We start from the raw sequence: 13,441 nt of genomic DNA, 5'->3' as shown, positions 1-13,441 counted from the left end.
AGTGACTCCTATTCGTTGACCGCAAAGTCGAGCAGCACGGCGCCTTGGCTCACGGTGTCCCCGGCTTGGAAGTGGAACGTCTCCACGCTGCCATCGGCGGGGGCGGTCATGGTGTGCTCCATTTTCATCGCTTCCATCACCATTAGCGGCATGCCTTTTTCGACATTAACGCCGGGCTCTACCAGCAATGCAACGACCGTGCCGTTCATGGGTGCGGTCAGCGTGGATTCTGCCTCGTGGTGACCGTGATCAATGGCATCGATGCGCCGCCAGAACAGGCGGGTTTCACCGCTTGGGTCGGCCATAACCACCACGTGACCGTCGCGGCGGGCCTGCAGGCGGCGGCGGTGGCCATTCAAGGTAACCGCTACCGCATCGCCGGTGAGCGGCTGCAAACTCGCGGTAAGGGTTTCGTCGCCAATAGTGAGATTCCACAGCGACTCGCCAGGGCTGCGTTTACCTTCGACGATCACTACCGCTTCATCGCTATCCGGCGCTTGCGCACTTGCCGGGTCACACAGGGCAATGCGAATGGTGTGCGGTGCGTTGAGGCGGAAGCCGTCGTGGCGATCCCAGGGCGAGTCGCTTTCGCACTCCTGGGTAAGTTGATTCAGGCCGATCAGCGCGGCACTCGCGTAGGCCTCCATGCTGTAAGTACGGGCTGCAAACAGCGTCGCTTCGTTGCGCTCGATAAAGCGGGTATCCAGCTCTATGTTCTTAAAGCCCGGATGCGTTGCCAGGCGCATCAAGAAGGCGCGATTAGTGACAACCCCTTGAACGTCCAGCGCTGCTAGTGCGCGGTTAAGCGTGGCCAACGCCGCATCTCGGTCGGCACCGTGAACGATCAGCTTGGCGAGCATGGGGTCGTAGTGCATCGACACCGCATCGCCGCTCTCTACACCGCTATCTAAACGTACCTGGTCGCCGCTTAGACCAGCGCCTTCTAAATCCAGTGCAAAGCGAGTGAGCAGGCCGGTAGCGGGCAGGAAATCCTGATCCGGGTCTTCGGCGTAGATACGCGCTTCAAAGCTATGGCCGGTGATCGTCAGCTCATCCTGGCTGCAAGGGAGCGGCTCGCCCATGGCGACGCGCAACTGCCACTCGACCAGATCCTGGCCAGTGATCATTTCGGTGACCGGGTGCTCGACCTGGAGGCGAGTGTTCATCTCCATAAAGTAGAACGAACCGTCAATGTCTAAAAGAAACTCGACGGTGCCCGCGCCCACGTAGCCGATCTCCTGGGCGGCGCGGACGGCGGCATCGCCCATAGCGCTACGCAGCTCCGCCGTCATACCGGGGGCGGGGGCTTCTTCAATGACTTTTTGATGGCGGCGCTGAACGCTGCAATCCCGCTCGAACAGGTAAACGCCGTTACCATGGCGGTCGCAGAATACCTGCACTTCCACATGGCGGGGCTGCACCAGATACTTCTCGATCAGCATCCTGTCATCACTAAAAGCGGCTTTGGATTCACGGCGGCAGCCGTCTAACGCGGCCTGGAAGCTATCGCCAGATTCAACCACGCGCATGCCTTTACCACCGCCACCGGCGCTGGCTTTGAGCATCACCGGGTAGCCAATTTTGTCGGCTTCGCTGCGCAGCAGGGCGTCGTCCTGGTCGTCACCGTGGTAGCCCGGCACCAGCGGCACGCCCGCATTGGCCATGCGCGCCTTGGCAGCGGATTTATCGCCCATGGCGGCAATCGCCGAGGCGGGCGGGCCAACGAAGGTAATGTCCGCTTCTTCAAGGGCTTTGACGAAGGTACCGTTTTCGGAAAGAAAGCCGTAACCGGGGTGAATCGCGCCGGTGCCGGTGCGCTTGGCAGCTTCGATCACCGCATCAATATTGAGATAGCTTTCCCGGGCGGCGGCAGGCCCCAGACGAACGGCCTCGTCGGCTTCACGCACGTGGCGTGCGCTGGCATCGGCGTCAGAGTAAACCGCGACGGTTTTCAGGCCCATACGGCGCGCAGTGCGCATCACGCGGCAGGCGATTTCACCGCGGTTGGCGACTAGAAGCGTGTCAAAAGGCGTCGTGCGAGCGGCTTTTTCGGCTCTTTCGTTTTTTTCAATAGGGGGTGAATGACTCATGAGCGACGCTCCGAAGCGTGGGGTGTGTTATTAGAATCGGCCCAGGCGGGGCGGCGCTTTTCAAAGAAACTGGATAAACCCTCTTGCCCTTCTTGGCTTACCCGCAGTTTGGCGATCACCTGACAGGTATGTTCCCGAGTGGCGTCACTGTCAGGTGCTTGAGCGACCGAGGCCATCAGCGCCTTGGTGGCGCGCTGGGCTTGGGGCGAGCCGGCTAACAGAGTGGCCAGCATGGCGTCCACTTCGTCGTCTAGCTTATCGTGCTCCACCACTAGATGGACTAAACCCAGCGCGAGCGCTATTTCGGCGTCCATGACTTCTGCGGTTAACGCATAGCGGCGCATCTGTCGCTCGCCCAGAGCCCGCTGCACGTAAGGGCTGATGACCGCGGGCGATAGGCCAATTTTGACTTCCGAAAGGCAGAATTTGGCTTTGCCTGAGGCGATCACCACATCGCAGCAAGCGGCCAAACCCACCGCGCCGCCAAAGGCGGCGCCTTGCACACGGCAGACGGTAGGGCAGGGCAGCGTATCCAGGCCGTGCATGAGTGCGGCGAGCTTGCGGGAATCGGCGAGGTTATCTTCCAGGTCGTAATCGACCATGCGCTTCATCCAGTTCAGATCGGCACCCGCGGAGAAGCTTTTGCCTTCTGAACCCAGCACTACCGCGCGCACATCGCCTGAATCGGCCAACGTATGCAATTGGTCAAGGTGCGCGTTTAGCTCAGCGATCAGGCTGTCGTCAAAAGCGTTATGCACCTCGGGGCGGTTTAAGGTCAGGCGCGCCACACCCTCTTCTATATTCAGTGTTGAGTAAGCCATGGTAAGACCCCCTTACATCCGGAACACGCCGAAGCGTGTCTCTTCAATTTCTGCGTTCATCGCGGCAGCTAAAGAAAGCCCTAACACATCGCGGGTTTGCAGCGGATCAATCACGCCGTCGTCCCATAAGCGGGCGCTGGCGTAGTAGGGGTGGCCCTGATGCTCGTACTGGTCGCGGGTGGGCTGCTTAAAGGCTTCTTCGTCCGCTTTACTCCACTCGCGGCCTTCGCGCTCATGCTGCTCGCGCTTAACCTGGGCCAATACGCCCGCCGCCTGCTCGCCGCCCATCACTGAAATGCGCGCGTTGGGCCACATAAACAGCAGGTTGGGGTCGTAAGCGCGGCCACACATACCGTAGTTACCGGCGCCGAAGCTGCCGCCAATCAGGACGGTGTATTTGGGTACCTTGGCACAGGCCACGGCGGTGACCAACTTGGCGCCGTGCTTGGCAATACCTTCGTGCTCATACTTAGAACCCACCATAAAGCCGGTAATGTTCTGCAGGAAAATTAGCGGGATTTTGCGCTGAGCGCATAGCTCGATAAAGTGCGCGCCTTTTACTGCACTTTCGGAAAACAGCACGCCGTTGTTGGCCACGATGCCCACCGGGTAGCCGTGAATATGGGCAAAGCCGGTGACCAGGGTTTCGCCGTAGTAGCGTTTGAACTCGTCGAAATCGGAGTCATCGACGATGCGGCCAATCACTTCGCGCACGTCATAGGGCTTTTTCAGGTCGGTGCCGACAATCCCATACAGTTCAGCAGGGTCAAGCTTGGGTGGCTTGGGCGCCTGCATGGCCAGCTTGCCGCGCTTTTGCCAGTTCAACCGCGACACACAGGCGCGGGCAAGCTGCAGCGCATGGGCATCGTTTTCCGCGTAGTGGTCGGCAACGCCGCTGACCTTGGCGTGAACATCGGCACCGCCCAGGTCTTCAGCGCTGATGCTTTCACCGGTGGCGGCTTTTACCAAGGGCGGGCCACCCAGGAAAATTGTGCCCTGCTCTTTAACGATAATCGACTCATCCGCCATGGCAGGTACGTAAGCGCCGCCCGCGGTGCAGGAGCCCATCACCACGGCGATTTGCGGAATGCCTTCGGCCGACATGGTCGCCTGGTTATAGAAGATGCGCCCGAAGTGATCGCGGTCGGGGAAGACTTCGTCTTGACGGGGCAGAAAGGCACCGCCGGAGTCGACTAAATAGATACACGGCAGGCGATGCTTGCGGGCAATCTCCTGGGCGCGGATGTGCTTTTTAACGGTTAGCGGGAAGTAGGTGCCGCCTTTTACCGTGGCGTCGTTAGCGACGATCACGCACTCCACGCCGGAAATACGGCCAATACCGGTGACCACACCAGCGGCAGGGATCTCGCTATCGTATATGTTGTGCGCCGCAAGGGCGGAAAACTCTAGAAATGGCGAACCTTCATCGATCAAGTGATCGATGCGGTCGCGTACAAACAGCTTGCCGCGGCTTTCGTGACGCTCGCGGGCTTTGGCACCGCCACCCTGGGCGACGGCAGCGGTCAGTTCACGCAGTTTGTTCACTTCACCGAGCATTGAGGCTTCGTTGGCTTGAAACACATCGCTGCGCGGGTTGATCTGAGTGGAAATGGAGCTCATGACAGGACCCTTACTTACTTTCGGTGAAGAGTTCGCGACCAATTAGCATCCGCCGAATCTCGCTGGTGCCTGCACCGATCTCATACAGCTTGGCGTCTCGCAGCAGGCGCCCGGTGGGGTATTCGTTGATATAGCCGTTGCCGCCGAGTAGCTGAATGGAATCCAGCGCGACCTGAGTGGCTTTTTCGGCGCAGTAGAGAATCACCCCGGCAGCGTCTTTGCGGGACGTTTGGCCATGGTCACAGGCACCGGCTACGGCGTATAAATAGGCGCGGCAGGCGTTCAGGGTGGTGTACATATCCGCCACTTTGCCCTGCACCAGCTGGAACTCACCGATTGACTGGTTGAACTGCTTGCGCTCGTGGATATAGGGCATCACCACATCCATGGCGGCCTGCATAATGCCGATCGGGCCAGCTGCAAGCACTGTGCGCTCGTAATCCAGCCCGCTCATCAATACGCGAACGCCTTTGCCTTCAGCCCCAAGTATATTCTCAGCGGGTACGGCGCAATCCTGGAATACCAATTCGCAGGTGTTGGAGCCGCGCATACCCAGCTTGTCGAGCTTCTGGGCGGTAGAGAAACCGGGCATGCCTTTTTCGATAATAAACGCGGTGATGCCTTTGGAACCGGCGTCTGGATCTGTTTTGGCGTACACCACCAGTACGTCCGCATCCGGACCGTTGGTGATCCACATTTTATTGCCGTTAAGGATGTAGTGATCGCCATTCTGCTTGGCACGCAGCTGCATCGAGACCACATCCGAGCCTGCGCCGGGTTCCGACATGGCCAAAGCGCCCACGTGGTCGCCGCTGATCAGTTTGGGGAGGTACTTGGCTTTCTGCTCGGGGGAGGCGTTGATCTTGATCTGGTTAACGCACAGGTTGGAGTGGGCCCCGTAAGAGAGCGCTACCGATGCGCTGGCCCGGGAAATCTCTTCCATGGCGATACAGTGGGCCAGATAGCCCATGCCGCTGCCGCCATCCTCTTCCGAGACGGTAATCCCCAATAGCCCCATATCGCCAAACTTCTTCCACAGGTCGTTAGGGAACTCGTTGTTGCGGTCGATTTCGGCCGCACGGGGGGCAATCTCGCTGGCAGCAAAGGCGTTGACCTGCTCGCGTAACATGTTCAGTTCGTCTTCGAGGCCAAAATTGAGTTCTGAGTAGTGTGAAAACATGGTCAATCACCTGTGCTGATTATTTGTGTTTGCTATCTGTAATTAGCCATCTGGGCTGGCGTAGCTTTGTCGGCTAATCGAGCTGGCGGACGCGTCAGTGCATAGTGGCGGAAGAGGGGGCTGAGGCTTTATCGGCCGAACTCGCGTGCTCTTCTTCGTTTTGTGTTTCTTGAGGCTCTTTTTCGAGTAGTTCTTCGAGCGCTTGGCGGCAGCGGATCTCAGCGCTTTCAAGCTCTAGCTGCACCATGGTGATGTCTTTCATTTGTTGATCCAGCGCCGCACGGCGCTCGCCTATTTTGCTAAGCATTAGATGCAGCTGCTTTTTACTGCCGCTGCGGGTTTCGTCCCAAAGCTCGAACAGTTCGCGTATCTCTGCCAATGAAAACCCTAGCCGCTTACCGCGAATGGTGAGCTTCAGCCGTACACGGTCTTTGCTGCTGTAAACCCTGGTTTGCCCGCGGCGCGTAGGGTGGAGCAGCTCCTGATCTTCATAGAAGCGAATGCTACGGGTGGTTAAATCAAACTCGTTGGCTAGTTCACTGATCGAGTAAGTTTTGCTCATGGTGACGTTCTCTCAATAAGGCGTTGTTCCCAATATATGACTCCTATGGAACACTGCCACTGAGGCTAAAACAAGTTTACGTTAACGTAAAGCAATTGTTGCTAGCAGTTGAAAAGCGTTGAAATCAGGTAAGTTGTTGATATTTATGTTTTGAAGACAGTTGTTAATTCAGAAAAATGTCGTCGATAGACCAAAGTTGTAATTGTATTGCTATAGCGACAGTTGCTAGTTTGCACATACACCTTACGTTCAGGTAAGGCAGTAGCAGCCGCTTTTGCCATGCCTGTAAAGATTTAGCACAACAACAATAAGAGGCTTGCCACTCTATGAGTGCAAACGATGTCCTTCAGGGACCTGTCCTCGAAACTCGAGGGCTGACCAAAGAGTTTCGCGGCTTCACCGCCGTGGACGATGTCAATCTTCAGGTACAGGAAGGGCATATTCACGCACTGATCGGCCCCAATGGTGCTGGTAAAACCACCGTATTTAACTTATTGACCAAATTTCTGCCGCCTACCCGCGGCGATATTTTGTATCGCGGCAACTCAATCACCAGTAAAAAATCCAACGAAATAGCTCAGTTAGGGTTGGTGCGTTCGTTTCAGATTTCTGCGGTATTCGCCCACATGACCGCGTTGGAGAATGTGCGAGTGGCCCTGCAGCGCAAACTGGGTACCTCGTTTCACTTTTGGAAATCTGAGAAATCCCTGGATCATCTTAATGAGCGTGCGCTTGAGCTACTGGAGGAAGTGGGGCTGCGGGAATATGCCGATACGCTAACGGTAGAAATGCCATACGGTCGTAAACGAGCACTTGAGCTGGCCACTACGCTTGCGCTCGACCCCACCATGATGCTGCTTGATGAACCTACTCAAGGTATGGGCGCAGAAGACGTTGACCGCATCGTGGCACTGATTAAGCGGGTGTCCCAAGGGCGCACTGTATTAATGGTGGAGCACAACCTGAGCGTTGTTAGCCGCCTGTGTGACCGCATCACCGTGTTGGCGCGAGGCGCTGTTTTGGCTGAGGGCGATTACGACGCTGTCTCTCGGAATCCATTGGTACGCGAAGCCTATATGGGCAGCGATGCCGCGGAAGAGGATGGTTCTGAAAAAGAGGGAGCTGCCGTATGAATATCGCTGAGGCCGAAGCGCCGGTTGAAAACACGCAAAGCCTGGAAATGCTGCGGGTGCAGGATCTACACACCTTTTATGGCGAGTCGCACATCCTGCACGGCGTCAATTTTGATGTGAAGCGTGGCGAGCTGGTAACGCTGCTGGGTCGTAACGGCGCCGGGCGAAGTACCACGTTGAAATCGATCATGAACATGGTGGGGCGCAGAACGGGCTCTATTGTGATTAACGGTAATGAAACGCTGCATATGAAGCCGCACCATATTCCGCGTCTCGGGGTGGGTTACTGCCCGGAAGAGCGCGGTATTTTTGCAAGCTTGGATGTGCACGAGAACCTATTGCTTCCACCCACTGTGCGTTCCGGCGGTATGAGCCTGGACGAAATCTACGCCATGTTTCCGAACCTGTATGAACGGCGTAGAAGCCAGGGGACGCGGCTTTCCGGGGGTGAACAGCAGATGTTAGCCATGGCGCGCATTCTGCGTACAGGGGCACGCATGCTGCTGCTCGATGAAATTACCGAGGGGTTGGCCCCGGTGATAGTGCAGAAACTTGCCGAAGTGTTGGTTCAGCTTAAAGAGCGTGGGATGACCATTGTGCTTGTGGAGCAGAACTTTCGCTTTGCAGCACCGCTTGCGGATCGCCATTTCGTGATGGAACACGGTCAGATTGTCGAAGAAATCAGCGCCGCGCAGCTGCCATCGCGTCGGGAACATCTCAACTCAATGCTAGGGGTATAACACACGGCTAGACACTTAAATGTTCATTCCGTCAACAGTTTCGCTGCTCACAAAACAACAATATTAATCAGTAATTTGCAGTACGCACTTTCACGACAGCTCAAAGACTACACAACAACAAAGGCCTCCGGGCCAGGAGACGAATATGACCTTTATGAAAAAAACGCTGGCCGCCAGTATCGCCGTCGCGGCCGCTTCAAGCCTCGCTATGTCTACCGCCCAGGCTGATATGAGCGATGGTGAAGTCCGTATTGGTTACCTTGCCGATATGTCAGGCACTTATCGAGACCTCGCAGGCCCCGGCGGCTTAACCGCCATGGAGATGGCAGTGGCCGATTTTGGCGGCAGTGTAAATGGCGCGTCCATCGTTATTTCCAGTGCAGATGATCGCAACAGCGCTGACGTCGGTGCTAATACCGTGCGTGGTTGGATCGATCAGGATAACGTCGATATGGTGGGCGGTTTAGTAGCGTCTTCTGTGTCCATTGCGGTGACCAAAGTGCTGGAAGAGAACAATGGTCTGGGTATCGTGTCCGGCTCGGCGGCTTCTAGCATTACCAACGAACACTGTACTCCTAACCACATCCACTGGGTGTACGACACCTATCCGCTCGCTAACGGTACCGCCAAAGCCGTCGTAGAGCAGGGCGGCGACAGCTGGTTTATGCTGACCGCAGACTACGCCTTCGGTCATGCACTTGAGTCCGATGTAACCAAAGTAGTGGAAGAGAGCGGCGGTGAAATTGTGGGCGGCGTTCGTCATCCCTTCCCGACTAACGACTTCTCTTCGTACATTCTTCAGGCTCAGGGCTCTGGCGCGAAAATTATTGGCTTGGCCAACGCCGGTGCCGATACCGTTAACGCGATCACTACGGCCAGCCAGTTTGGCTTGACTCAATCTGGGCAGCAGCTAGCAGGCCTGTTGATTTTCTTGAATGACGTTCACGCCCTTGGCCTGGAAGCCACTCAGAACCTGCTGCTAACTACAGGCTGGTACTGGGATATGGATGAGCAGTCCCGCGAATGGGCACAGCGCTATTTCGATGAAGTAGGCCGCATGCCGACCATGGTTCAAGCGGGTATCTACTCCAGCACCATGCACTACCTGAAAGCCGTTGAAGCCGCTGGCACCGACGACCCTGAAACCGTACGTGCACAAATGGCCGAGATGCCTATTGAGGACTTCTTTGCCCGCAACGGCAGCATTCGTGAAGATGGCCGCATGATCCACGACATGTACCTGGCCCAGGTTAAAACGCCGGATGAGTCCACCGGTGAGTGGGATCTTTACGAAATCCTCAGCACCATTCCCGCCGAAGAAGCCTACCGCCCGCTATCTGAAAGCCAGTGCAAATTGGTGCAAAACTAATTTCCCGGCTGAGCTTGAGCCAGATAGCCATCGCAAGTGATGTGTAGAACCGGTTGGCGGCAAGTTGCCGCCAACTGTTTGAGGGCGAGGAGAGTCGCGTTATGACGATGATATTCGGCGTGCCAATGGCCGTCTTCATGGGCCAGCTAACGCTGGGTCTTGTGAATGGCGCCTTTTACGCACTGCTTAGCCTGGGCCTGGCGGTCATCTTCGGCCTGTTGAAGATCGTCAACTTTGCCCATGGGGCGCAATACATGCTGGGGGCCTTCGCCGCACTGTTGGGCTTTCGCTATTTGGGCATTAATTACTGGCTGGCGCTCATATTGGTGCCGTTAGTGGTCGGCGCTTTCGGTGTGCTGCTAGAGCGCTTTTTGCTGCGCAGGATCGCCCATCTGGATCACCTCTATGGGCTGCTGCTGACCTTTGGTTTGGCGTTGATTTTTGAGGGCACGCTGGTCAACTTCTTCGGTGTTTCCGGGGCGCGTTACGCTACACCGGAGATCCTCCAGGGCGGCTTGAACCTGGGCTTTATGTTCCTACCGACATATCGCGCCTGGGTACTGGTGGCAGCGCTGGCGATGTGCCTGTTTACCTGGTTTATGATCGAGCGTACGCGGTTGGGTGCTTACCTTCGCGCAGGTACTGAGAACTCGCAGTTGATGCAGGCGTTTGGCGTTAATGTACCGCTGCTGATCACGCTCACCTATGGGTTTGGGGTTGGTCTTGCTGCGTTTGCCGGCGTGTTGGCAGCGCCGCTCTATCCGGTATCGCCGACCATGGGGTCGAGTTTGTTAATCGTGGTGTTTGCGGTGGTGGTCATCGGCGGGATGGGCTCGATTCTAGGTGCCATTATTACCGGGCTTTCCATGGGCATCATCGAAGGGCTGACCAAGGTGTACTACCCCGAAGCCTCTAATACGGTGATCTTTCTTGTCATGATCCTCGTGCTCATGTTGCGCCCCGTTGGGCTGTTCGGTAAGGAGGCATGAACATGGCAGAATCTCAATCAATGGCGGCGCCATCCGCGGTACTGGAACGTCAAAAGCGGGCCAAGTTTCGCCGCAATATGTTCTATCTGGCGCTAATCGTGGTGGGTCTGGTCGCGCCGTTTTTGGCCTACCCCGTGTTTTTGATGAAAGTGCTCTGTTTTGCGCTGTTTGCCTGTGCGTTCAACCTGTTGCTTGGCTATGCGGGTCTGTTGTCTTTCGGCCATGCGGCTTTCTTGGCCACTGGTGGTTACGTAACCGGCTACCTGTTGGCAAGCTACCCAGGGCTGACGCCTGAGCTGGGTATTATCGCCGGGACTGTTCTAGCCACGCTGCTTGGAGTGGTGTTTGGGGTGCTCTCCATCAGGCGTCAGGGTATCTATTTTGCCATGGTGACTTTAGCGATCGCCCAGCTGGTCTACTTCATGTTTGTGCAGGCGCCGTTTACCGGCGGTGAGGATGGCTTGCATGGCGTGCCCCGTGGCGAACTGTTTGGGTTTATCAGCCTGAGCAGTAACCTGGCGATGTACTACTTTGTGTTCGCGATTTTTATCTTCGGCTTCGCGCTGATTCAACGCACGGTGCACTCGCCGTTTGGCCAGGTGCTAAAAGCGATTCGTGAAAACGAGCCCCGCGCGGTGTCGCTGGGCTACAACGCCGATGCCTATAAGCTAGTGGCGTTCGTGATCTCTGCAGGTTTAGCGGGCTTGGCGGGTTCGACCAAAACCGTGGTTTTCCAGCTGGCTTCGCTGACCGATGCGCACTGGCATATGTCCGGTGAGGTGATTTTGATGACCCTGCTGGGCGGTGTGGGCACCTTGCTGGGGCCGTTAATGGGCGCAGGTATTGTGGTCAGCTTGCAGCATATCCTGGCGCAGTCGCCGCTGGGGAATTGGGTTAGCGTTATTCTCGGCATCATCTTTGTGGTTTGTGTACTCAGTTTCCGTAGCGGAATAATCGGTGAACTGGACAAGATGTATCGCAAAAACTTTAAGTAAGCGTTTTTTAAAATAGCACTCTCTCTGTCCGATGTTGGGCGCCGCTTGGCGCCCTTTTTTTGTGCGCCCGGCACGGGCGCACTCCTGGAGGTGCAAGTCCTCCCGTAAGCTGGCCACAGCGAACGAAGCGAAGCGCAACTGCGGAAGGGTGACCAACCGTGGGAAGGAAGCGTGGAGCGTAAACCGCGAGCCGATGAACAAGAACCGGATAGGAGGCGCTGCCAAGCAGGGCGAGCGGGCAAGAAGCCGCGAAGCTCTTGTGGCCAAGGCGACGTAGCGTATATCCGGCGGTTGTGCGGTGAAGGAGTGTGTTCTTACCCGGGGAGATCTCGCCTTATGCCTGAAAGGGCAACGTGACCCCACGGAGCGAGAAGTCAGCAGAGGCCGTAGTAGCTCCTCGTTTTTTTTTTTTTGGAGCAAAGGGCCGAACGAGAAGGAGCGTCAAACGTCTTGTCGATGAGATCAGTAACGCATCAGATGCCCGCGACTGCGGGGCGGGAGAAGGCATGCCAAGGTGAAGCCTTGTCGTCCTGCTCCAGCGATGAAACTGGCCTCCCGCGACAAGTGCCGGAGGACGCAGGGCAAGGTCTGCTTGAGCGGGCCTTCGCAAGAGAGAACATGCTACGTGCATGGAAGCGCGTGCGTGCCAACAAGGGAGCAGCAGGCATCGATGGTCTGGATATTGCTCAGACCGCCGAGCACCTAAGGTGGGCCTGGCCCGATATTCGACAGCAGCTTCTTGCAAGTCGATATTATCCTCAGCCTGTCCGCCGAGTGGCTATTCCGAAGCCAGATGGAAGCGAACGAGAACTGGGGATACCCACCGTGACTGACCGTCTTATCCAACAGGCACTGCTGCAAGTTCTACAACCGCTGATCGATCCCACTTTTAGCGAGCACAGCTACGGCTTCCGTCCGGGCCGCCGTGCCCATGATGCCGTACTAGCTGCTCAGAGCTTCGCCCAACAGGGTTACCACACCGTTGTCGATGTTGACTTGTCTCGATTCTTTGACCGAGTCAATCATGACATCCTGATAGACCGCCTGAGGAAACGCATCCAGGATAATCGTGTTATCCATCTGGTTCGTGCGTATTTGAATGCGGGAATAATGGAGGGAGGGGTGGTCATTTATCGGCATGAGGGGACACCGCAGGGTGGCCCATTATCGCCGCTACTGGCCAATATCCTGCTGGATGAGGTGGATCGCACACTGGAACGTCGCGGCCACCACTTTGCTCGCTATGCCGACGACTGCAACGTTTACGTGCGTAGTCAGAAAGCAGGGGAGCGAGTCATGGCTTTGCTACGTCGCTGTTACAGTAAGCTGCGCTTGACGATCAATGAGTCCAAAAGTGCGGTCACCAGCGTGTTTGGTCGCAAGTTCCTGGGCTACGCCCTATGGGAAGCTAAGGGTGGAGATGTCCGACGTGGTATATCAGCAAAAGCGTTGGGGGCATTTAAACAGCGGATTAGGCAACTGACACGCCGAAATGGCGGACGCAGTATCTCACAGGTCGTCGCCTATCTACGACGCTACCTTTTAGGCTGGCAAGGCTACTTTAAGCTGTCGCAAACACCTCGTATCTGGCGGTCGCTGGACGGGTGGATACGACGACGGTTAAGAGCTTTGCACCTTAAGCAATGGCGTCGGGGTAAGACGATTTATCGTGAGCTGATGCGTCTTGGCGCTACGCCGAGGGTAGCACAATCGGTGGCGGCGTTGAGTCGTCGCTGGTGGCACAACAGTCTGTCGGGAGTCCATCATGTATTAACGGTGGCCTACTTTGATCGGCTGGGCGTGCCCCGTCTCTCATAACCTCAACTTCTCGAACCGCCCGGTGCGGACCCGCATGCCGGGTGGTGTGGCAGGGGACCGGTCAGCCATGCTGACCGCCCCTATGCCGATGATTCTTTTATAAGGCCTACGCCTAAGGTCGCAA

At 56.6% G+C, this 13,441-nt stretch carries 11 protein-coding genes; 6 read left to right on the top strand and 5 right to left on the bottom strand.

All coding sequences use genetic code 11. The features are described from left to right. Window positions 1-8 precede the first annotated feature (8 nt). The 5 genes from AC4EYZ_RS01515 to AC4EYZ_RS01495 all read right to left on the bottom strand — a co-directional run bounded on the left by AC4EYZ_RS01515 (window position 9) and on the right by AC4EYZ_RS01495 (window position 6,273). Window positions 9-2,090: an acetyl/propionyl/methylcrotonyl-CoA carboxylase subunit alpha gene (locus AC4EYZ_RS01515; RefSeq protein ID WP_022523816.1), complete on the bottom strand. Its 2,082-nt coding sequence runs from the start codon at window positions 2,088-2,090 to the stop codon at window positions 9-11. Beyond that, entirely contained in the window at window positions 2,087-2,911 is an 825-nt protein-coding gene (locus tag AC4EYZ_RS01510; RefSeq protein ID WP_022523815.1) for an enoyl-CoA hydratase/isomerase family protein, read from the bottom strand. The genes AC4EYZ_RS01515 and AC4EYZ_RS01510 overlap by 4 nt, the downstream gene beginning before the upstream one ends. 12 nt (window positions 2,912-2,923) lie before the next feature. Continuing rightward, window positions 2,924-4,531 carry a carboxyl transferase domain-containing protein gene (locus AC4EYZ_RS01505; RefSeq protein ID WP_022523814.1) on the bottom strand — a complete coding sequence of 536 codons (1,608 nt, stop codon included), beginning with the start codon at window positions 4,529-4,531 and terminating at the stop codon, window positions 2,924-2,926. A gap of 10 nt (window positions 4,532-4,541) precedes the next feature. Next, complete coding sequence (locus AC4EYZ_RS01500) at window positions 4,542-5,711, bottom strand: isovaleryl-CoA dehydrogenase (RefSeq protein WP_022523813.1); 1,170 nt, start codon at window positions 5,709-5,711, stop codon at window positions 4,542-4,544. A gap of 94 nt (window positions 5,712-5,805) precedes the next feature. Continuing rightward, entirely contained in the window at window positions 5,806-6,273 is a 468-nt protein-coding gene (locus AC4EYZ_RS01495; protein ID WP_022523812.1) for a MerR family transcriptional regulator, read from the bottom strand. Window positions 6,274-6,599: 326 nt separating this feature from the next. Between AC4EYZ_RS01495 and AC4EYZ_RS01490 the strand changes: the two genes are divergently transcribed. From AC4EYZ_RS01490 to ltrA, 6 genes are all read left to right on the top strand, one after another. Next, window positions 6,600-7,406, top strand: a complete 807-nt coding sequence (locus AC4EYZ_RS01490; RefSeq protein ID WP_022523811.1) for an ABC transporter ATP-binding protein — start codon at window positions 6,600-6,602, stop codon at window positions 7,404-7,406. Then, a complete protein-coding gene (locus AC4EYZ_RS01485; protein ID WP_022523810.1) occupies window positions 7,403-8,146 on the top strand; it encodes an ABC transporter ATP-binding protein in 744 nt (247 codons plus the stop codon). Before AC4EYZ_RS01490 ends, AC4EYZ_RS01485 begins: the two co-directional genes overlap by 4 nt. 145 nt (window positions 8,147-8,291) lie before the next feature. Then, the gene (locus tag AC4EYZ_RS01480) at window positions 8,292-9,515 is read left to right on the top strand and encodes an ABC transporter substrate-binding protein (protein ID WP_022523808.1); all 1,224 of its coding nucleotides are present in this window, start codon (window positions 8,292-8,294) and stop codon (window positions 9,513-9,515) included. 101 nt (window positions 9,516-9,616) lie between these two features. After that, window positions 9,617-10,504, top strand: coding sequence for a branched-chain amino acid ABC transporter permease (locus AC4EYZ_RS01475; protein ID WP_022523807.1), 888 nt, complete (start codon window positions 9,617-9,619; stop codon window positions 10,502-10,504). Between the two features lie 2 nt (window positions 10,505-10,506). Further along, on the top strand, window positions 10,507-11,499 hold the full coding sequence (locus AC4EYZ_RS01470; RefSeq protein ID WP_035578664.1) for a branched-chain amino acid ABC transporter permease: 993 nt from the start codon (window positions 10,507-10,509) through the stop codon (window positions 11,497-11,499). A 456-nt stretch (window positions 11,500-11,955) separates the two neighbouring features. Then, on the top strand, window positions 11,956-13,317 hold the full coding sequence (gene ltrA / locus AC4EYZ_RS01465) for a group II intron reverse transcriptase/maturase (RefSeq protein WP_085942804.1): 1,362 nt from the start codon (window positions 11,956-11,958) through the stop codon (window positions 13,315-13,317). The last annotated feature ends 124 nt before the right edge of the window (window positions 13,318-13,441 follow it).

It is taken from the genome of Vreelandella sp. 162(4c) (assembly GCF_058152265.1).
The sequence above is the reverse complement of the archived record's forward strand: the minus strand, read 5'-3'. Positions and strand labels throughout refer to the sequence as shown.